This window comes from Leptolyngbya sp. BL0902 (assembly GCF_016403105.1).
Lineage (GTDB): Bacteria > Cyanobacteriota > Cyanobacteriia > Phormidesmidales > Phormidesmidaceae > Nodosilinea.
The window spans coordinates 14993-33469 of the sequence record NZ_CP046157.1; the positions used below are offsets into that span (position 1 = coordinate 14993).

Consider the following 18477-nt stretch of genomic DNA (forward strand, 5'->3'; position numbering starts at 1 on the left):
TATTGATTGAATTATTGATTGAAGCCCTGGCCCTATCGGCATCGCCAAGTCGTGATGAAGTCGTTATCCAGCCGTGAATGATGCGATGACTTCAGATTTTTCCTGGCTTCAGCATAGGGGAATCGTGATTTAGCTGAGGTCACTCTATACTCTTGTGGCTATGCAAGAGCCGATATTCGCGGGGCGAGATCCCGGCCCAGCGCTTAAAGGCACGGGTAAAGTTGGCGGGGTCGGTATAGCCCAGTTCACCCGCAATATCTAGCAGTTTCACCTCGGGCTGTTGCAGCAGCGCTATAGCTCGGTTAAACCTCACCCGGTCAACCAGCTTGGAGTAGGTCAGTCCGGCCTCGGCCAGGATCCGTTGCAGGGTTCGCACGCTCAGCCCTGATGCCGCCGCCACGAGGGCAATATCGGGATAGCTGTAGGGCAGCATGGCCTGAATCAGTTGGTGCAACGAGTTGAAAAACGCTGGGTCTGGGGCCGTCTGCTGGAACCGTTCATAGTCTGGGCTACCAAGATTATTGCTGGGGGCACTGGGGTTGTAGGGCAAACTGAGGGCCGACCGAGGAATTTTGATGGCATTGTAGGGGCGCAAAAAGTGAATGGTGGTGCCCGCAAAATCTTGTAAATCTACCATGGCTTGGCAACGTGGCTCCTTGAGGTGAAGTTCTGGGGGTCGCCAATTTGGCCCTAGAGCCTGACGCAGCGCACTAAGGTACAGGCCGAGATCGTAGCGATGGTTTTGGAGATTGCTAATCCGGCCAGGATTTTCGCAGTTGAATTGCCACCACACCCAGTCGCCATCCCACCGCAGGCTGACCCGCTGCCCAGAGTTGGCCATGCCGATCACTTGCTCGACGGTGATGAACAAATCAAACAGGGTGAGGGAATTTTGCACAAGTTTGCCCAGGGTGCCCAGCCGAGGCGGTGGAGTTTGACTGCCGATCAAGAATCCAAGGGTTTCTATCCCCTCCAAGGCCGCCGCCCGTTCTGCGAGGGATGCCCCCTGGTAAAGCGTCAGCAGACCGTCTGGCCGATCAAGCGCCATGGGGGAGATACTGACCTGTTCTAGCAAGCGCTCGGTGGGGGAGCCGATGTGATCTAAAAAATTAACAATGGGCAACAGAAGCCCAACTCGAATCAGAGGAATTGACTTCATTGCCACGGCGAAGGGGGCTTAGGGGCTATTTGGGCTGGGGTAGATGGCTTTTGCGTCTAGTCTATCAAAGGATTAATCATTCTTTGCAATGCTGGCGCAAAATGACCAGAATTCCAAAACCTTCAGTGATATTACTAAAAGGTAAACCCTAAAATCCGCACGTTAAAAGATTGCCTTAGAATGATTCATCTCCATCATCATTTTTCCCTTGTGTATCCGGCATCCCTACTCCCTTCTTTGACCCATTACACGGAGCCTTGAACCATTAAAAAATATGAAAACCTGCTGAGAATTTTCTGAAACCTATGCACGACGCGAGTCAAGTGAATTTTAATCCTGTCAATTTTTAACTCAGCATAGACAGCCTATGTACTTTAGAAACGATCTGGACAAACTGTGTTGACCCATCTTCCAGTTACCCAAAGACCCCTGTTCAATAATCAAGAGAATCTAAAGATTTTCTAGAAACCTGCAATGTCTTAATTTTCATAGCAGTCTAGTTTCAAGGCTTAAGGTTGAGCTGTGATAGGGCTGGACTGAAGGTTTATTAACGCGATGGACTTCGGTGGCGGGGGTGGCGGTCGATCCGGTGTTAGTGGAAATGAATTGGATTGCGGTATCCATTAAGACAAAGGATTGAGTTATGGACATCAAGGAATTACTGAGTAGTTTTGCCCAACTCACGGTCTTTAGCATCATGCTGTCGATGGGGATGGCCCTGGGGTTTACGGGCATTAGTCGGCTGTGGCGCAGGCCGTCGTTGCTGGTGCGGTGCATTGTGGCGGCGTTTGTGGTGGTGCCCCTAGCTGCGATGGTGGTGACAAAGGTGGTGCCCCTTTCCTTTGAGGTGCGGGCGGGCATTGCCGCAATGGCGGTGATTCCGGGTGCTCCGGTAATCTATCGCAAGATGCTGAAGGGGCCAGGGGATGCGGAACTGGCGGGCAGCTTCCAGGCGACGATGGCGCTGCTGTCGGTGGTGCTGGTGCCCCTGTGGTTTGGCATTATTTCGGCGCTGTACCCCATGGATGCGACGGCGGCGCTGTCGGTGGTGTTTAAGCAAGTGATGACGGTACAGGGTATTCCGCTGCTGGTAGGGGCGGCGCTGGCCCACTGGTTGCCCGATTTAACGGAGGAGTTTAGCGAACCCCTCAACCGCATTAGTAATGCCATGTTGATTGGCGTGGTGTTGATGGTGGTGGTGATGGGGCTGTCGCTGGTGCTGAAGGCTGGCCCCCTGCCGATTTTGGCGGTGGTGTTGATGGCGGCGGCGGCGCTGCTGGCGGGTCACTACCTGGGCGGGTCGGATCCGGTGCAGCGAGAAACCCTAGCCCTGGCCAATGGATCGCGCAATGCGGGGCTAGCCCTGGCGTTGATTACCCTCAACTTTCCTGCCGTGGCCCAGGAGGTGCTAGTTACCATTGCCTCCTATGCCGTGATGTCGGGCATTGCCACCAAAATCTACACCCATCTCTACCAAAAGCAACTGGCCCGTACTGCCCGCGTTCAGGATGCTCCAGGGGTTTAGGGCGTGGGTTGGGTTCTGATCTGCCCCAACCGCTATGGGCGAGGCGGGCATCTAGAAAGGTCATTCTCAACCTGATCCCTAGGGATCTTGAGAAACCTTAATTCGTGAGCAAGTGAAGACTGAAATGAAAACTAAAACAGGTTTGATTGGTTTAAGCGCTACGTTGGCCCTGGCCCTGTGGCTACCCCAGGCAAAGGCCGATACCATGCCCTCCCTAGGGGAGACCCTTGAAGCAGCTACGACCGTGGAACAGCCCACCGAGGAGGCGCTAGGGGCCATCGCCGAGGAGGAGGTTGCGGCAGAGATAGCCGAGCATGAGTCTACTGAGGTGATGTCAGTGGATGCAATGCCGTCGGAGGCCGAGGCTTCTGATGTTGGGGCGGTGGAGGATGCTGAGCCTGAGACCCAGCCGAGTGCGGTGAGCCGCGATGATCCCCTGACCTCGGATCCTGTCTTCGCTGAAGACCCCCGATTTTCGCCTTCGATCAGCAGCCGTGATTTGCAACTGGAAGAAACGCCGCTGACGAGTGAGGGACAACGGCCAACCGCCGGAGGACAGCCCTTTGATGTGGCTCAAAGGTCGGCGGGAACGACCACGCCGGATCGGTGGCACTTTTTGGTGGTGCCCTACATCTACATTCCCCTCAGCATCTCAGGCTCAGCCAATTTTAATAACCTGAACGGCAACCCAGGCGGTTCTGGAGGCGGTATTGACTTTGAACTAGAACCCAACGAAATCACAACAGCGCTGCGGAATAGCTTAAACTTCGCCTTCCTGGGTGGATTTGAAGCCTGGAACCCGACCTATAAGTTTGGGGCTCTCGCCAACTTTGACTACGTTTCCCTGTCTACCGATAGCACGGTAGAGCGGGAGGTGCGGTTTCCGGGGGCGGCGGACTTCGTTCCTACCGAAATTAACGCCGACCTCACAACCCAGTTGATGCGGGCCGACCTGCTGGGTGGCTACCGCTTTTACGATCCAGCGCGGGTGAACCCGGAGGGTGTGCATTCCGAGTACGACCTAGGGCCGTTTGTGTTCGATGCGGTGGGTGGCCTGAGTCTCATTCAAGTGAATACCCGTCTGGGTTTAACGACCAATTTGGGTGGGTCGGGGCAGTTTGACAACAGTCGCACCATCGTATCGCCGCTAATTGGCGGGCGGGCGCGGTGGAATGCCAACCCAAAATTGGCGGTGATTGGGGCGGGCACCATTTCTGGCTTTGGCATTGGGGGCCTGATGCAGTACGGCCTCCAGGGCGGAGTGGATTGGATGTTCTCCGGCAACACCACCCTAGGGGCGGGGTATCGCTTTGGCTTCACCGACTACAACTCCGACCGAGTGAGCCTCAATGTCGATCAACACGGCCCCTACATCAATATTGGCTTCCGCTTTTAGGGAACTGATTTAGGCCCAGGCTGACGGGGTGGGTCGCCCACGTAAATCCCATCCCTAAGCCCAGGTTGGCCCTGCCCCAGCGGGAGGATCTACCCATGGAACCTGTGGCCTGTCTCACCCCGTTTCATGGTTTCGCAGCCTGAGTAAGCAACGCAATACCAGGAACACTTTCTACCCCCCAACAATACTCTTTCTTAAGCGAGCACAACGATGAACAACAACACCCTTCTAAACCCCATCGGCGGCGTATCCCTCGCCCTCGGTATGGCCCTCACCGTGGGAGCCATCGCGCCGATGCCAACCCAGGCCCAGGAGCTAGACCCCAACGCCACCGAAGTCCTGCAATTTATGTCGGACTACCTGACCAGAACCCAAGCCTTCAGCGTCAATGCCGATATCGATTTTGAAATCGTCACCACCACGGGGCAAAAGCTGCAATTTAGCAGCTACGCCTCCATGGTGATGCAGCGGCCCACGGGGCTATTTTTCCAGCGCCGGGGGCCATTGGCCGATGCTGAAGTTTTCTTTGACGGTAGCCAGATCACCCTGTTTGGGCGGCGGATTAACGCCTATGCCACCATCCCCCTCAGCGGCACCATCGACGAGGCCATCCTCACCATGGAAGCCGAGACGGGCCTACCCTTTCCGGGGGCGGATTTGATGTTTAGCAACCCCTACGAAGTGCTGATGGAAGGGGTGGAAAGCAGCACCTACCTCGGCACAGGCTACATCGACGGCGTGGAAGTGCATCACCTGGCCTTCCGGGAAGCCGATGTGGACTGGCAAATTTGGGTGCAAACCGGGGATCGGCCCCTGCCCATGAAGTATGTGATCACCACCAAATGGATCACGGGTGCGCCGGAATACTCCATCCGTCTGCGCGACTGGAACACCAACCCGCAGATTCCCGCCAACCGCTTCACCTTTACTCCCCCCGCCGGGGTCAGATTGCTCGAAGCCCTGCCCCCCAGCGAACTCGAAGACTATCAGGAGGCCCAATAGATGCAACGGCAACCGATGAAATTCATGATTTTGGGCACCGTGGCTCTGTTGGCGGCGAGTACCTTGGCCGATGGGATGCTCAATAGCCGCATTGTGACCCAGCGGGCCGAAGCCGTAGTCGGTAGGCCCGCCACCCCCGTCAGTGCCGCCGGAACCTCTCGACGCACCACCCGACGCGTGATTCGGCGTTCCACCATCTACGTCGCCAGCCTGCCGGGGAACTGTTCCACGGTAATTATTGAAGGGGTAAGCCTCTACCTCTGTGGCGGCACCTACTACGAACCCTACGGCAATCAATACGTGGTGGTGTACGTCGAGTAGATGATCGACGGATCGGCTCCTCCCAGGCAGGCGTTCCAAGAGGGGCAATATCAGCAATTTGGAGATTTAACCATGAACGCAATGCAACGTTTGATGATTGGAGCCTGTGGACTGCTGGCGGCAGGGGCCGTAACGGATGGATTGTTGGGCAGCAAGTGGGTAACGCAATCTGCTGAGGCAATTGTGGGTCGGCCCCGAACTCCGGTGAGTGCGGCGGGGGTGGCGCGACGTACCACGCGGCGGATAGTGCGGCGTTCGACCATCTATGTGGCCACGCTGCCCGTGGGGTGCGGCACGGTCTACATCGATGGCGTCTACCTCTACTCCTGTGGTGGCACCTACTACCAGCCCTACAACAACCAGTACGTAGTGGTGTATGTGGACTAGGGAATAGATTGTCCGGGCCACCCTTTCGGTAGTGGTCTGCCGCGCCATCAATATTATTAGCCGTTAACCTCCAGGCTGCTAGAACTCGATCTCCATGCAAAACTACCCCAAAATTTCTGGCCCCAAACAATCACTGCTGCTGCTGGCGGGTACCGGGGTTGGCGTGGCCCTCACCCTGGTCATCCTCACCCAGTTGCCCCTCGGTGCCGCTGCCGTGGCCAGTTCTCTGGGGTTGGCCAGTTTAATTGTGGCCTGTGCCTACATCTCCAAACCGTTGTACTGGTGGATTGGGGTGGGGGCCATTGCGGGGATGATCATCGGCCTGGGCGGCATCATGGCTGGGCAGCTCGCCGCTGAAAAGGATCACATTGATTTGCACCTGCGGCTGATTGTGGTGGTGGGTCAAGCCCTAGCGGGGTTCATTTCCGGGATACTGCTGGGTCGTCGCATTCCCCAGGCCCACCTGCCCACCCTCAAGGATTTCCTCTCTAGCCTCAGTGCCGTCACGGTGGGGCTTTACGCGATTATCGTCACCGGGCGTTTCATTGTGGATGGCCTCGATCCGGCCCGCACTCTCTCCAGCCGATTGAGCACATCTACCACAATTTTGCTTACCCTGCTGGCCCTCCCCGGAGCCTTGGGTTACTTGTTCAGCCAGCGCCAACCGCCCCACTCCGGCCCGTGAGCGGGTGCCTAAACGTTCCACGGCAATCGACCAACCATTCTTTAATCTCATAAAGAGGCAGAAACCATGACGAAAGACAATCAAGGCCCCTACAACATCGTGTTTATCCTGACGGATCAGGAGCGCCATTTCCGTCCGGATGAACTCCCCAAGGGCTATCATCTCCCGGCCCATGAGCGGCTGGCGAAAAACGGCGTGGTGTTCGAGAACCACCGCATCAACTCCTGCGTGTGCACGTCCTCGCGCTCGGTGATTTATACCGGGCTTCACATCCAGCAGACCAAGATGTTCGACAACACGAACTTCCCCTGGATGCAGAGCATGTCCACCGACATCAAGACCCTCGGCCACCAGCTCCGCGAAGCGGGCTACTACACCGCCTATAAGGGCAAATGGCACCTCACCCGCGAGTTCGAGACCGACAACACCCTGGAAGCACCGACGAAAATCTTCACCCAGGAGATGGAGGCCTACGGCTTTGCCGATTATCTCGGAGTCGGCGACATCATCGCCCACACCCAGGGCGGCTACCTCCACGACGGCATGATCGCCGCCGCCGCCGCGAGCTGGCTACGGGGCAAAGCCTCGGAACTGGCGCAGGAGAACAAACCGTGGTTCCTGGCGGTGAACCTGGTCAACCCCCACGACGTGATGTTCTACGACACGGACGAGCCGGGACAGCCGATGCAGGGCAAAAACAATCTGACCCACATCGCGGGCGATCCGGCCCATGAGATGTATGCCAAGCAGTGGGACTTTGACCTGCCGGAAAGTTTCTCGCAGCCCCTCGACGCCCCCGGCCGCCCCGCCGCCCACACCGACCACACCATCGGGAACAATGTGATGACAGGGCCGATTCCAGTCAACGAGACCTGGCGCTGGCGCAAGCGGCACAACTTCTATCTCAACGCCCTGCGCGATGTGGATCGCCACATCCTGACAGTGCTGGACGAACTGGAGGATCGCGGCCTTGCCTCCAACACCATCGTCATTCTGACCGCCGACCACGGCGAACTCGGCGGCGCACACCAGATGACCGGGAAGGGGGCCACCTCCTACCGCGAGCAGAACAACGTGCCGCTGATTGTGGCGCACCCAGCCTATCCGGGCGGCAAGCGTTGTCGGGCCGTAACCACCCACCTCGACCTCGCACCAACCCTGATCTCCTTCACCAACGTCAGCCCCGATACGAAGGCGGCAATTACTAAGGATCTCCCCGGTAAGGACTTCTCCCCGGTGCTGGCCAACCCAGAGCAGGCAGACATTGACACCGTGCGCGACGGCCAGCTCTTCTGCTTCAACATGTTCGCCATGCTAGACGGCGACTTCCTGCTGAAGGCGCAAGAGCTGTTGGCCCAGGGCGGGCCGGAGAAGATCAAGGAAGCGGGTCTGCGCCCGGATATGACGAAACGCGGTACCGTCCGCAGCGTGTTCGATGGCCGCTACCAGTTCACGCGCTACTTTTCGCCCAAGCAGCACAATCGGCCCACCACGATGGAGGAATTGTTTGAACTGAACGATGTCGAACTGTTCGACCACCAGAACGACCCGCACGAAGTGGATAACCTGGCGCTGGATCGCGAGAAAAACGCCGACCTAATCATGGCCATGAATGCCAAGCTGAACCGCCTGATCGACGAGGAGGTGGGCGAGGACATCGGACAGATGCTTCCTGGCGGCGTGGATGGTGGCTGGGTGGCAACCCCCGCCGTGCACGATCTGTAACTCTGGGAGAATCTAGCGGGCACCTGTGGCCGATCTCACTGGCATCAACATCACCAAGGATGCGGTGATCTCCCAGCAGGCCCAGGTGCAGGATCAGTGCCTAAAACAACTTAACATCTGCCTGAGGTACTGAAATATTTATATCCACATTGAATAGATCATTAAAAGTAAATAGGAATCCGAAGTTGACGATAATAGGCCTGTTGCAACTGTCTTGATTTAAACGTCCTTGCAGTTCTTCGACCTTAGCTTCCAGGATATTGAGACGATCCAATAACTGGTCAACTGAACTCATCACTACCGCTTCTGCCTCAGTATCGACAGACCCAATTTCGGCTTCGCTTGGTTGCATAGAAGAATTTGAATGATTCATAACAAGCCTCCGTAACCTCTGCTAGATCTACAATAACTTACTTTAATAGCTGACTTTCATGGAAATACTTAAAAAGTGATAAAAATGCCGCCCAAAGACTCGCCTATCAAAGCTTGAAATATGTTTTAGAAATGATTTAGATACTGTAGGATAGACACTGACCAATAGCCATAATTTTTAGTTTTCTATAGGTTGATTGAATTGCACTCTGTTGAACCCAACTACCGTTTTTTGTGCTTGGGAAAGGCATCTCCCGTGCGCCCCATAGTCCCGCTTTTACTAAAGCCCTGAAGCATTAACCGTCCGTTACCCGAAATGGCTCTCCTCTATTTTTGTGCAGCGCCATAGCCCGCCTCTGCCAGCACATCGCCCCAGAGCGCATCATTTTATGTGGGTCTTGGGCCAGGGGCAGCGCCACCCGCCGCTCCGATATCGATCTCTTCCTGGTGTGGGATTGCGCCCTGCCGTCCGTGGATCGCACTGGATTCAGGATGTCTTAAATCAGGTCACTGGCACACACTCTAGGCTTACGCTACAGCTTACACAACACAAATGTTAGGATGACGGTGAGGGTCAACCCAGCCCAAACCCTAGACAACGCCAGGGATTGACGATGCCCCGCCCGCCTGACCCAAAATGTGTCGCCTGCGCCCAGCTTCCGAGTGAAGAGGCCCAACGTCGCCATGGCCCAGAGGGGGATGATTGTTGGGTAGACTCACGCTGCCACCGTCGTCGCTCCCACTACCGTCACCGGGGCCAGGTGAATGTGCAGCGGCGAGAGCAGTACCGTGCCCAGCAGCATCAGGCCAAGGTAGATGAACTGGGGATTGAGGTGGACTTGCCTCCGGCGGCTTATCTCTATCTATACCGAGCCAAACGGGCGGATAGTCCTATCCATGCGGTGGCGGCCTCGGTGTGGCAGGGCGACCAACACTTGCTAGCGGTGCGCCCCATTCACTGTGCGGGCTTGACGGGACGGCGGCTAAAGCAATACCTGGTGCAGGTGCTCGACCACATTCACGAGCGTTATCCCCAGATTCAGCAGTTTGAGGCGGAGATTCGTCTAGAGCCCACCGAATGCCCGATTCAGGGCTGTCCGTTGAAAGCTCCTAACTCAGACGCTGTCCCTGAACTTGTAATCATGCCATGACGCTTTCGGCCCTAGAGGCAGACCTGAATGCGGCCTGGGTTAATCCTGAGACCACTGATTTAGCTCAGCTTTGGCAGGCGATTGAACCTGTCCTCGGACGTCTGGAGCTGCATGAGCAACTGGCAGTCGGCGGGGCGGTAATTGAACGATTGGCGACCCTGCACCAGGCCAAGGCTGAAGCCCTGTTCGAGCAATGGCAAGCGGTCTATAACCCGGAAGATCCGACTCTGGCCCAAGACTGGCTTAGGGGATTGGTGCGTTCCAGTCAGCAACTCGATACGGAACTCCTCGTGGCCCCCCTGACTCGACAGCGCCCCCAGGCTGAGCCCGTTGACGATGACAAGTCGGTGGTGGCTACGGTGGATAAGGCTGCTCTGCTGGCGATGGTGGATGAGATGGAGGCCAAGCAACAGGCCATTGCAATCGCCCATGACGAATCCGTGGGGGTTTGGGTTGAGCAACTGCGGGACTGGTTTGAGGCCCACCCAGAGGCGATGGATGTGCGACAACTCCAAGCCCAGTTGGGCTGGCCCTTGGTGCAGGTGTGGTTGGGGCTGTTGCTGGGCGGATTCCGGCTAGTGCCTGGAGAAGGCAAGTTCTACGCTAGGCCCATTTGGGTTGAGAACGCCCTAATACCTCAGGAATCCATGCTTTCAGCCCCTAGGCCATAGCTTTGCCTGTTTCATAATCGTTGGGTTGATATCAGCTTGCAAAGCCCCCTTGCCTGATCTCAAACTGAGGTGAGGCTAGCCTAGGCCCAGTTCTCGCCGTTGTTCGAGCGGTTCTTATGCCTGGGAGTCTGGACAAGGGGCTTAAATCCTAAATCCCTTGTTTTCAGGCCGTTGTCCTGGTTGGGATATCCCTCCTCCGTTGGGGAACCGCGCTATGACCATCAGATCTCGTCTTCGATGGGTGGGGCGGCGCTATAAAAATGGTAGGTGCTACGGCCTTGTTTTTTGGCTTTATAGAGGGCTTGGTCGGCGTGGCGCAGCAGGGTGGTGGGGTCGGGGCCATCCTGGGGATAGAGGGCGATGCCGATGCTGGTGCCGATAGTGAGGTGGTGGGGATGGATAGAGAAGGTCGGTTGCAGGCTTGCGATGATGCGATTGCAGGTCTGCACCACAGATGACGACGTGGTCAGCCGAGAGATCACCAAAATAAATTCATCACCGCCCCAGCGAACTAATAGGTCTTCGCTACGCAGACAGCGGGCAAGGCGCTGGGAGACTTGGCGCAACAGTTGGTCGCCCACCCCGTGGCCTAGGCTATCGTTGACGTCTTTAAACTTGTCTAGGGCGTGTCATCAATTGAGGTAAATTGGAAAGGCTATTGTTAACCTGATATACCCAACCATGACGACCCGCCGCCATGCCCTACGCGACGACCAATGGGAACGCATTCAGGATCTGCTGCCCGGTTCTAAAGGCTGGGTCGGCGTGACCGCCCAGGACAATCGCCGATTTGTGGAGGCGGTGCTGTATCGCTATCGGGCCGGCATCCCCTGGCGAGATTTGCCAGAGCGCTTTGGGCATTATCGCAAAGTCCATACCCGCTTCCGTCGCTGGGCGAAAACCGGAGTCTGGGAACGGCTCTTTCGCGCCTTAGCCAACGATGCCGATAACGAATACCAGATGATTGACAGCACTATCGTCCGCGCCCACCAGCACAGTGCTGGGGCAAAGGGGGGGATGCCAACGCTCAGTGCATCGGTCGCAGCAAAGGCGGATTAAGCACCAAAATCCATGCCACCTGCGATGCTTTGGGAAACCCGACGGGGCTTCATCTGACGCCCGGACAAGCCTGTGACCTCGATGGGGCAGATGTTCTGTTGGCCGATATTCCCACCGACACCGTGCTTGCCGATAAGGGCTATGACGCCGACAAACGGGTGATTGAGCCGCTCGAAGCCCAGGGCAAAACGGCGGTGATTCCGCCCAAACGCAACCGCAAGACACCCCGGGAGTATGACCGAGACTTGTACAAGGCCCGTCACCTGATTGAGAATTTCTTTGCCAAACTCAAACAATACCGAGCCATTGCCACCCGCTATGACAAGCTGGCCGAGACCTTTCTCAGCGCCATTTACATGGCGGCTTGCGTCATCTGGCTTATTTGATGACACGCCCTAGGTCTAAAAAGGCCACGGCTACTTGGGTTTGCTGGCGCTTGGCCTGGGCCAGCACCTTGGGGAGGTAGGTATCTAAAAAGGCTCGGTTGGGGAGTTGGGTGAGCTGGTCGTAGAAGGCTTGACGACGGATTTTGGCCTCCACCTGCTTTTTCTCGGTGATGTCGCGTATCAGCCAGAGTAAGCGCATGGACTCCCCCTCGCGACCAATGGAAACGGTAATCGCCACATCAATGGCCTCACCCTCGCGGGGCAATAGCTTGGCTTCCCAGGTTTTGGTGGGTACGGCCTGCGGGGTACGGCTGAGCAGGGCCAACACGTCATAGAGGGCACGGCGATGTTTGGCGGCCAAAAATAACACCATGGGTTTGCCCACCAAGGCCGACTGGGGACGTTTCAGCAGGGCCGAGATCGCCACATTGCCCGCCTGAATCATCCCCTTCTCGTCACTCACCAGGTAGCCATCGGGGGCCAGGTTGAAGAGATCTTGGTAGCGCTGACGCTCGGTTTCAAGCTGTTGACGATAGCTCGCCAAGGCTTGATTTTGCTGCATCAGATCCTCATGGGCCGTGCGGAGTTCCTCTAGCACCAAGTTGAGGTCGTCCAAGGCCAAGGCCAGCAGTTCCGGCTGAATGGGCGATTCGCTGGCGTACTGGTGTAGCAATAGGGCGCGCTGCTGAACGGCCTTAATGCGGTCAAACATGCGGCTCATGACTCCTACCTTGACGGCAATCGCTGAGTTCTTGGCGCAACTGGGCGACGGCCCCCTGTAGCTCAGCGGTACGGGCGGCAACGAGGGTTTCAAGATCGGGATGGATGGCCTGAAGCTGTTGCTCCATGCGGCGCTGCTGGGAAATATCGCGCAGCAACCACAGAATGGTGGTGGCCCCCAGCCGTCGATCTTGGATGACGTTGGTGGTGATGGCTACCGTCACAGGTTCACCCGGTCGCGAATGGAGGGTGATATCCCAAGGGGTGGATTCGGGCTGGGCCAGCCGCCGCTGAAACTCTGGCCAATCCCCCGGTTGAATCAATACTAGCAGGGGTTTGCCCACCAACCCCGCTTGGGGCTGGCCACACAGCAGCGCCGCCGCTCGGTTCGCGTGGTAAATTTGGCCCTTTTCATCGGTGACGAAATAGCCATCGGGAGCCAGTTCAAACAGAATGCGGTAGCGCTGGCGTTCTAGGTCAACCTCATGCTGGGCGTTGCTGAGCCGCTGGTTTTGCTGGTGCAGCTCGGCATCAACGGCCTGAAGCTCTTCCAGCACCAGGTAGAGATCCTTGAGTGCCAGGTCAAGGATGGACGGATCAACGGGATGCGTCGTGGCCTGCTCACGCAGATGGAGGGCACGCTGGTAGACGGCCTCAATTTGATGAGAAATACTCATGGGCCAGCCTGATTAAAGTGGGTATTTATCCAATCAAAATCCAGGTATTGACCTGCTTGACTGGCGGAATTGACTCACCCTCCGCCCTCCTCCCAGGGGAACAAGGCGTTCGAGGCTCTGATCAAGAAATTTTCCCCGTCAACCAGGATAGTCACACACCCCAGGAAACCTAGTATCAACCTGACAACACCCTGTTTTTCTTAATTTTTGTTACTTTTAGGCTTTACTTAAGTATATCATAAAAAGCTTTTAATTGCAATGAAATAAAGATACTTGCCAAGTTATTTTTTCGGCCTTCATAACAGAAATTTCTTGCGATGTTTAATCATAGTTTTAGAAAAATTTTCTTTCACGAAGAATCAGTCTAATACTCCGTAAAAGAAGAAGAGTTATCAAATAAAATTTTTTTGAAAATGACTTCCCCAAAAAGCTTTCGCTCTCGTTTAGTTGTAGTCACATCAGGTAAATTTGGGCAGGATCATCCCTGGCAAAAAGAGCCTGAAGTTCTTATCTATATCGCAGCTAACTGAGATTTTATCTATGGCCAGTCAATTATCTTTTCATGGCGTGCGCTTATTTTACTTGTCTTCTCTAGAAGTTTAATTAAGAGTTGTTTCAATCGCTAGCAAGACTAAATCATTACCATTGACCTGAGTCATTTTACGAGCATTGAGCCGCATCATTTGGGGGCCAATAGTTTCAAAGGTGTGGGTTACTTGAAAGTCTTCGACCTGTAAATTTTTAGGTAATAAATCATGGAGCAGGGATCGCAGTTGGGGAATATCCCACTGGCCGTTGCCTAGATCAAAGATCAAGCGGCCCTCGGTATCGGCAGGGCCAACCTGAAAGGTCTGATAAAACTGTCGGTTGGCGGTGACAACCCGCAGGTCGTGGTCTAGCACCACCAGGGCTTCGCGCAGGGTTTGCACAATGGTGTCGGCATAGTCGCGGGCTTGGCGCAGTTGTTCGGCAATGCGTTTGAGGCTGTCGATATCCACCAGCACCACCACCGCCCCATCGATGCGGTTATCTAGGGTGCGGTAGGGACGAATGCGGAGGTCGTACCAGCAGCCCTCCTGATCCTGTACCTCCTGGCTACTTTGCTCTAGGGTGCTGATTACGGTCGTAATTCGGGCCTCTAGGTCGGTGATGGCGAGGCGATGGTTAATGTCGCTGAGGGGACGGCCTACATCGCTGGGGATGAGGTTAAATAGGGCGGCGGCAGTGGGGGTAAACCGCCGAATTCGTAGGTCGTCCTCTAGCATCAAAATGGGGATATGGATGCTGCTGAGTAGGTTTTGAAAGTCATCGCTGATGCGGGTGGTTTCGGCATTGCGGCGGTACAGTTCGTCGTTGATGGTGCTGAGTTCTTCGTTGGTGGCCTGGATCTCTTCCTTGGCGGTTTGTAGTTCCTCGTTGGTGCTTTGCAGTTCTTCGTTGCTGGAGAGGATTTCCTCGTTGGCGGCTCGTAGGTCTTGGTTGGTGGCCTCTTGCTCTTGGATAATCGATTGCAGGTGGGAACGGGTGGTGTCGAGATCCTGGCGGAGAGCCTGGTTTTCCTGGAGGTACTGATTCATTTCGACCTGGGCCACAGGGTCGGCTTCAAGGGTGGCCCCTGCCGTGGCTAGGCTTTCTAGGGTCTCGGTGAAAAACACTAAATAATAGAGGGGAGCTGTGGTCTGGGGCCTCAGGGGCACAATCTCGATCTGCACCGGACGGGGGCGTTCTCCGGCCTTCAACAAGAGGGATTGGCGCTGCACCGCTTGGCCCGTTTGCTGGGCTTGGTAGAGGGCCGTGCGGAGATCCAGGCGCAGCCCTTCCTTGGCCATGGTGAGCACATTGAGGCTGGCCCGACCGGGGGCGGGTTCTAGATAGGCTCCGGTCTGACCTCGGAACTGGAGAATTTCCAACGCCTCATTGACCAGCACTCCGGTGGGGCCATAGCGGCTGAGCACCGTCTGGTCGGCCTGGGTATAGATATCGATGGACGGGGGGCGTTCTTGGGTCAGGTCGGGGCGCGGCAGGGGTGGGGGGTAGGCGGTGGGGGAAAAGTCCAGGCTCAGCGGCAGGGACGACGATTGCTTAGCGTAGATTTTGTAGTGGCTGTCTACGAGGGCAAACAGGTGGCTGAGATCCCCCACCGTTTCTGAAGACCCCAGCAGCAGAAAGCCGTCGGGCCTCAGGCCATAGTGAAACATGGGCAGCACCTTACGTTGCAAGGCGACCCCAAAGTAGATCAACACATTGCGGCAGCTAATCAGATCCAGCCGCGAAAAGGGCGGATCGGTGATTAAATTTTGGCAGGCAAAAATGCACAGTTCCCGCACCACTTTGTTGATTTGGTAGCCCCCATCGGCGGGGGTAAAAAATCGCTGCAACCGCTCCGGCGATACATCGCCCACCTGGCTGGGGGCATACCAGCCCAAGCGAGCCGTCTCAATGGCCAGATCGCTAACATCGGTGGCAAAAATCTGAATCGGCAGGCTCGCGTTGTGGTGGCCGAGGTACTCCAGTAGGCCAATGGCGATGGAGTAGGCTTCTTCCCCGGTGGAGCAACCCGCCACCCAAATTCGCAGGGGATGATCGGGGTTGCGGTCGCGCAGGAGGGTCGGAAACACGATCTGCTCTAGGGCCGTAAACACCTCCGAATCGCGAAAAAAGCTGGTAACGCCGATCAAAATCTCCTGGTGGAGGGCCTGCACCTCCTCCGGGTTGGCCTGGAGGTATTGACCGTAGCGATCCAGACTTTCCAGATGGTGCAGGGCCATGCGCCGCAGGATTCGCCGTTTTACGGTGGTGGGCTTGTATTGGGCAAAGTCGATTTTGGTGGCCCGCTTCAGGAGGGCCAAAATTCCTCCGAGGGTGGCCTCGTCCTCCGCCTCCCCAGGGTGGGGCACCGCTGGCTCTAGGGGGTCGGGGCTGGTGACGTAGGAATGGCCGCTGAGGCTGACCAGGGTTTGAGCCAGATCCTCCGGGGTTTGGATAAAATCCACCTGCCCGGTGGCAATGGCCATGTGGGGCATCTGGCTAAATTTGGCCGAGGCCTCCGACTGGGACAAGGTAATCCCCCCCGCTGCCTTAATCGCCTCCAGACCTAGGGTGCCATCGGCATTCGCCCCCGACAGCACCACTCCAATGGCCCGATTGCCCCGCTCCTGGGCCAAGGCGCTAAAAAAACTGTCAATAATCCGGCTACCGTTGCGGGGGCGGGGCTTCAGCCGCAATTGGCCCGCCACGATGGTCATCTCCGTGTTGGGAGGAATGACATAAACCTGATTGGGGGCAATGGACAACCCATCTGCCGCCTCCAAAACGGGCATTTCGGTGGTGTGCCCCATCAGCTCGGTCAGCAGGCTGGGCTGGCTGGGATCTAAATGCTGCACCAACACAAAGGCCATCCCCGTCGTGGCCGGGAGATGGCTCAGCAGTTGGGTAAACGCCTCCAGCCCCCCCGCCGAAGCGCCAATGGCCACCACCGGAAACAAAACATCTTCCTGGGCCGAGGGCGGTTGCCCATCATCACTTGGGGCCGAGGATTGGGAAGCCATCACGTACCTACCGGACGATTACTGCCTGATCCTAACAAGCCAATCCTTCACTGGCCCATACCAAGGCCACAGGATTAGCCTTGCCACGAGATCGCACCCAATCGAACCATTGATCTAAGACCTTCCCCGGTTTTCGCCGCAACCGGGATGATGGCGATATGGAGGTTCATCCGGCGCACATGGGCAGCCATTCAATCAAGGCTAATGTCCAGATAGGGCTCAAGATCCACCTTGGCCATCAAGAGACAATCGACTCTAATTGCCTGACACCCTTTTCATAGGGGTTAAGTGCAATCAAGCGGTTGCCAAGCGTCTCCTCAGCAGAATGAAGTGGCCCCATAGCGAACGGCAGCATCGAGTTCGGAGCGAAAGAAGGCGGCGATGGCCCGCTTCAATTTAGGACTGCCAAAGTAGTGGGTCTTGCCGAAACTGAAGAGGTGGGTGCGGGTATCGTTACCTTGGGCAATGTCGGCTTGCTCCCACAGATCGGCCTCGATTTGGTCATGGCCCTCGACCGCTAGCATTTCCACCTTGCGCTACAATACTATTGCTTGACGTTATTAACGCTACTCAGTAGTATTGTGATTATAGGGTTTAAATCCGACGAAACCAAACGCATCTTTGAAGGCTTTCAGTCACGCCAATATCTACCTGAGATCCAAAAGATTGCCTTACGCAAGTTGCTTCTCATTCATGCGGCAATATCCGTTAATGATTTACGGATACCACCCGGAAACCGATTAGAGAAACTAGCGGGAGATCGTCAAGGACAGTATAGTATTCGGATTAATAATCAGTGGCGCATTTGTTTTGCTTGGACAGATGGAAACCATGCAGATCAGGTCGAAATTGTAGACTATCACTAAGAAAAAAGCCATGAATAGCGAACGATTACCCAATATTCATCCTGGCGAAATTCTACGGCTAGAATTTCTAGATCCACTGAGTATTACACCCTACCGACTCAGCAAAGATATCGGTGTTTCCCAAACTCGAATCAGCGAAATCCTGTCTGAAAAACGCAGCATCACCGCTGATACAGCCCTGCGTCTATCTAAATATTTTGGGAATAGCGCTCAGTTCTGGATGAACCTACAGGCTCAGTATGACTTACGCCAAGCTCAGGAAGAAAACAGGGACATTTATGAGCATATTCCTGTCGCTCAACTCGCCCATTTAACCTAGCGGGATGCTCCCCTTCTCACCCAGCCCTTCACCCTAGAGCAAGGCCCAATGGCCTGTTGGGCTAGGCCATCGCCATTGGGCAGGCGTCGGGTGTCGGGTTAGGTGGCCCAGAGGTGGGCCAGGGTTTCGGTGGGCACCATCAGCGCCGCCTGGTGTCCCTGCTCAATCACCGCCAGACACGCCGCTACCGCCACCACGGTCTTACCGGAACCGACATCGCCCTGCACCAGACGGTTCATGGGGAAGGTTTGGGTCAAGTCATCGAGGATTTAGGTCAGGGTGCGCTGCTGGGCTCCGGTCAGGGCAAAGGGCAGGTTGGCTTTGAACCGCTCCAAAAGGGAGAGCGATAGGTTTTGAGGCTTGACCCGCTGCGGCACCTGGCCTCGACGCAGCAGCAGCGCCATTTGGAGGTAGAAGAACTCGTCAAAGACCAACCGACGGCGGGCCGCTTCCAGTTGCCCATCGTCAGGCGGAACGTGGATGTGGGCCAGCGCTGGGTGAGACCGCT

20 protein-coding genes and 1 pseudogene are annotated in these 18477 nt (G+C 56.1%); 13 read left to right on the forward strand and 8 right to left on the reverse strand.

The window, feature by feature from the left end:
• Positions 1-139 precede the first annotated feature (139 nt).
• Positions 140-1159, reverse strand: a complete 1020-nt coding sequence (locus GFS31_RS19920; protein WP_198808523.1) for an AraC family transcriptional regulator — start codon at positions 1157-1159, stop codon at positions 140-142.
• Between the two features lie 643 nt (positions 1160-1802).
• Between GFS31_RS19920 and GFS31_RS19925 the strand changes: the two genes are divergently transcribed.
• The 7 genes from GFS31_RS19925 to GFS31_RS19955 all read left to right on the forward strand — a co-directional run bounded on the left by GFS31_RS19925 (position 1803) and on the right by GFS31_RS19955 (position 8200).
• Positions 1803-2684 carry a bile acid:sodium symporter family protein gene (locus GFS31_RS19925; protein ID WP_198808524.1) on the forward strand — a complete coding sequence of 294 codons (882 nt, stop codon included), beginning with the start codon at positions 1803-1805 and terminating at the stop codon, positions 2682-2684.
• A gap of 124 nt (positions 2685-2808) precedes the next feature.
• Positions 2809-4080: a hypothetical protein gene (locus GFS31_RS19930; protein WP_198808525.1), complete on the forward strand. Its 1272-nt coding sequence runs from the start codon at positions 2809-2811 to the stop codon at positions 4078-4080.
• 210 nt (positions 4081-4290) lie between these two features.
• The gene (locus tag GFS31_RS19935) at positions 4291-5082 is read left to right on the forward strand and encodes a DUF2092 domain-containing protein (protein ID WP_198808526.1); all 792 of its coding nucleotides are present in this window, start codon (positions 4291-4293) and stop codon (positions 5080-5082) included.
• Positions 5083-5403, forward strand: a complete 321-nt coding sequence (locus tag GFS31_RS19940) for a DUF6515 family protein (RefSeq protein ID WP_225907737.1) — start codon at positions 5083-5085, stop codon at positions 5401-5403.
• 72 nt (positions 5404-5475) lie between these two features.
• Positions 5476-5790, forward strand: a complete 315-nt coding sequence (locus GFS31_RS19945) for a hypothetical protein (RefSeq protein ID WP_225907738.1) — start codon at positions 5476-5478, stop codon at positions 5788-5790.
• 94 nt (positions 5791-5884) lie between these two features.
• Positions 5885-6475, forward strand: a complete 591-nt coding sequence (locus GFS31_RS19950) for a hypothetical protein (RefSeq protein WP_198808527.1) — start codon at positions 5885-5887, stop codon at positions 6473-6475.
• Between the two features lie 66 nt (positions 6476-6541).
• Complete coding sequence (locus tag GFS31_RS19955) at positions 6542-8200, forward strand: sulfatase-like hydrolase/transferase (protein WP_198808528.1); 1659 nt, start codon at positions 6542-6544, stop codon at positions 8198-8200.
• 100 nt (positions 8201-8300) lie between these two features.
• Here GFS31_RS19955 and GFS31_RS19960 read toward each other — a convergent pair whose 3' ends face one another.
• Positions 8301-8573: a hypothetical protein gene (locus GFS31_RS19960; protein ID WP_198808529.1), complete on the reverse strand. Its 273-nt coding sequence runs from the start codon at positions 8571-8573 to the stop codon at positions 8301-8303.
• Positions 8574-8905: 332 nt separating this feature from the next.
• On the opposite strand from GFS31_RS19960, the gene GFS31_RS19965 reads away from it, so the two are divergent.
• From GFS31_RS19965 to GFS31_RS19975, 3 genes are all read left to right on the forward strand, one after another.
• The gene (locus tag GFS31_RS19965; RefSeq protein ID WP_198808530.1) at positions 8906-9073 is read left to right on the forward strand and encodes a nucleotidyltransferase family protein; all 168 of its coding nucleotides are present in this window, start codon (positions 8906-8908) and stop codon (positions 9071-9073) included.
• 113 nt (positions 9074-9186) lie between these two features.
• The gene (locus GFS31_RS19970; RefSeq protein WP_198808531.1) at positions 9187-9723 is read left to right on the forward strand and encodes a hypothetical protein; all 537 of its coding nucleotides are present in this window, start codon (positions 9187-9189) and stop codon (positions 9721-9723) included.
• Positions 9720-10394: a hypothetical protein gene (locus GFS31_RS19975; RefSeq protein ID WP_198808532.1), complete on the forward strand. Its 675-nt coding sequence runs from the start codon at positions 9720-9722 to the stop codon at positions 10392-10394. The genes GFS31_RS19970 and GFS31_RS19975 overlap by 4 nt, the downstream gene beginning before the upstream one ends.
• 221 nt (positions 10395-10615) lie before the next feature.
• On the opposite strand, the gene GFS31_RS19980 is transcribed toward GFS31_RS19975, so the two are convergent.
• A complete protein-coding gene (locus tag GFS31_RS19980) occupies positions 10616-10975 on the reverse strand; it encodes a diguanylate cyclase domain-containing protein (protein WP_198808549.1) in 360 nt (119 codons plus the stop codon).
• A 100-nt stretch (positions 10976-11075) separates the two neighbouring features.
• Here GFS31_RS19980 and GFS31_RS19985 point away from each other — a divergent pair.
• Positions 11076-11839 (forward strand): IS5 family transposase gene (locus tag GFS31_RS19985; protein WP_410503874.1). Its coding sequence is split into 2 segments (ribosomal slippage): positions 11076-11406 and positions 11406-11839, totalling 765 coding nucleotides; the frame shifts between segments, so codons are not numbered across the junction.
• Here GFS31_RS19985 and GFS31_RS19990 read toward each other — a convergent pair.
• The 4 genes from GFS31_RS19990 to GFS31_RS20005 all read right to left on the reverse strand — a co-directional run bounded on the left by GFS31_RS19990 (position 11832) and on the right by GFS31_RS20005 (position 17308).
• Entirely contained in the window at positions 11832-12560 is a 729-nt protein-coding gene (locus GFS31_RS19990) for a PAS domain S-box protein (protein ID WP_198808533.1), read from the reverse strand. The genes GFS31_RS19985 and GFS31_RS19990 overlap by 8 nt on opposite strands.
• Positions 12544-13236: a PAS domain S-box protein gene (locus GFS31_RS19995; protein WP_198808534.1), complete on the reverse strand. Its 693-nt coding sequence runs from the start codon at positions 13234-13236 to the stop codon at positions 12544-12546. Before GFS31_RS19995 ends, GFS31_RS19990 begins: the two co-directional genes overlap by 17 nt.
• Positions 13237-13835: 599 nt before the next feature.
• On the reverse strand, positions 13836-16784 hold the full coding sequence (locus tag GFS31_RS20000) for a chemotaxis protein CheB (protein WP_198808535.1): 2949 nt from the start codon (positions 16782-16784) through the stop codon (positions 13836-13838).
• Between the two features lie 317 nt (positions 16785-17101).
• Positions 17102-17308 carry a hypothetical protein gene (locus GFS31_RS20005; protein ID WP_198808536.1) on the reverse strand — a complete coding sequence of 69 codons (207 nt, stop codon included), beginning with the start codon at positions 17306-17308 and terminating at the stop codon, positions 17102-17104.
• A gap of 57 nt (positions 17309-17365) precedes the next feature.
• On the opposite strand from GFS31_RS20005, the gene GFS31_RS20010 reads away from it, so the two are divergent.
• A complete protein-coding gene (locus GFS31_RS20010; protein ID WP_198808550.1) occupies positions 17366-17650 on the forward strand; it encodes a type II toxin-antitoxin system RelE/ParE family toxin in 285 nt (94 codons plus the stop codon).
• Between the two features lie 10 nt (positions 17651-17660).
• Positions 17661-17969 (forward strand): HigA family addiction module antitoxin, encoded by a 309-nt coding sequence (locus GFS31_RS20015; RefSeq protein ID WP_198808537.1) that lies wholly within the window; start codon positions 17661-17663, stop codon positions 17967-17969.
• 116 nt (positions 17970-18085) lie between these two features.
• On the opposite strand, the pseudogene GFS31_RS21160 reads toward GFS31_RS20015, so the two are convergent.
• Positions 18086-18463, reverse strand: a pseudogene (locus tag GFS31_RS21160) (DEAD/DEAH box helicase); the annotation flags it as partial.
• Positions 18464-18477 lie beyond the last annotated feature (14 nt).

Coding starts and splice junctions, on each gene's coding strand:
- GFS31_RS20005 (WP_198808536.1), bottom strand. CDS start 17,308: ATGCTAGCGGTCGAGGGCCATGACCAAATCGAGGCCGATCTGTGGGAG.
- GFS31_RS19990 (WP_198808533.1), bottom strand. CDS start 12,560: ATGAGCCGCATGTTTGACCGCATTAAGGCCGTTCAGCAGCGCGCCCTA.
- GFS31_RS19945 (WP_225907738.1), top strand. CDS start 5,476: ATGAACGCAATGCAACGTTTGATGATTGGAGCCTGTGGACTGCTGGCG.
- GFS31_RS20000 (WP_198808535.1), bottom strand. CDS start 16,784: ATGGCTTCCCAATCCTCGGCCCCAAGTGATGATGGGCAACCGCCCTCG.
- GFS31_RS19925 (WP_198808524.1), top strand. CDS start 1,803: ATGGACATCAAGGAATTACTGAGTAGTTTTGCCCAACTCACGGTCTTT.
- GFS31_RS19975 (WP_198808532.1), top strand. CDS start 9,720: ATGACGCTTTCGGCCCTAGAGGCAGACCTGAATGCGGCCTGGGTTAAT.
- GFS31_RS19960 (WP_198808529.1), bottom strand. CDS start 8,573: ATGAATCATTCAAATTCTTCTATGCAACCAAGCGAAGCCGAAATTGGG.
- GFS31_RS19920 (WP_198808523.1), bottom strand. CDS start 1,159: ATGAAGTCAATTCCTCTGATTCGAGTTGGGCTTCTGTTGCCCATTGTT.
- GFS31_RS19970 (WP_198808531.1), top strand. CDS start 9,187: ATGCCCCGCCCGCCTGACCCAAAATGTGTCGCCTGCGCCCAGCTTCCG.
- GFS31_RS19930 (WP_198808525.1), top strand. CDS start 2,809: ATGAAAACTAAAACAGGTTTGATTGGTTTAAGCGCTACGTTGGCCCTG.
- GFS31_RS19950 (WP_198808527.1), top strand. CDS start 5,885: ATGCAAAACTACCCCAAAATTTCTGGCCCCAAACAATCACTGCTGCTG.
- GFS31_RS19940 (WP_225907737.1), top strand. CDS start 5,083: ATGCAACGGCAACCGATGAAATTCATGATTTTGGGCACCGTGGCTCTG.
- GFS31_RS19995 (WP_198808534.1), bottom strand. CDS start 13,236: ATGAGTATTTCTCATCAAATTGAGGCCGTCTACCAGCGTGCCCTCCAT.
- GFS31_RS19955 (WP_198808528.1), top strand. CDS start 6,542: ATGACGAAAGACAATCAAGGCCCCTACAACATCGTGTTTATCCTGACG.
- GFS31_RS20015 (WP_198808537.1), top strand. CDS start 17,661: ATGAATAGCGAACGATTACCCAATATTCATCCTGGCGAAATTCTACGG.
- GFS31_RS19935 (WP_198808526.1), top strand. CDS start 4,291: ATGAACAACAACACCCTTCTAAACCCCATCGGCGGCGTATCCCTCGCC.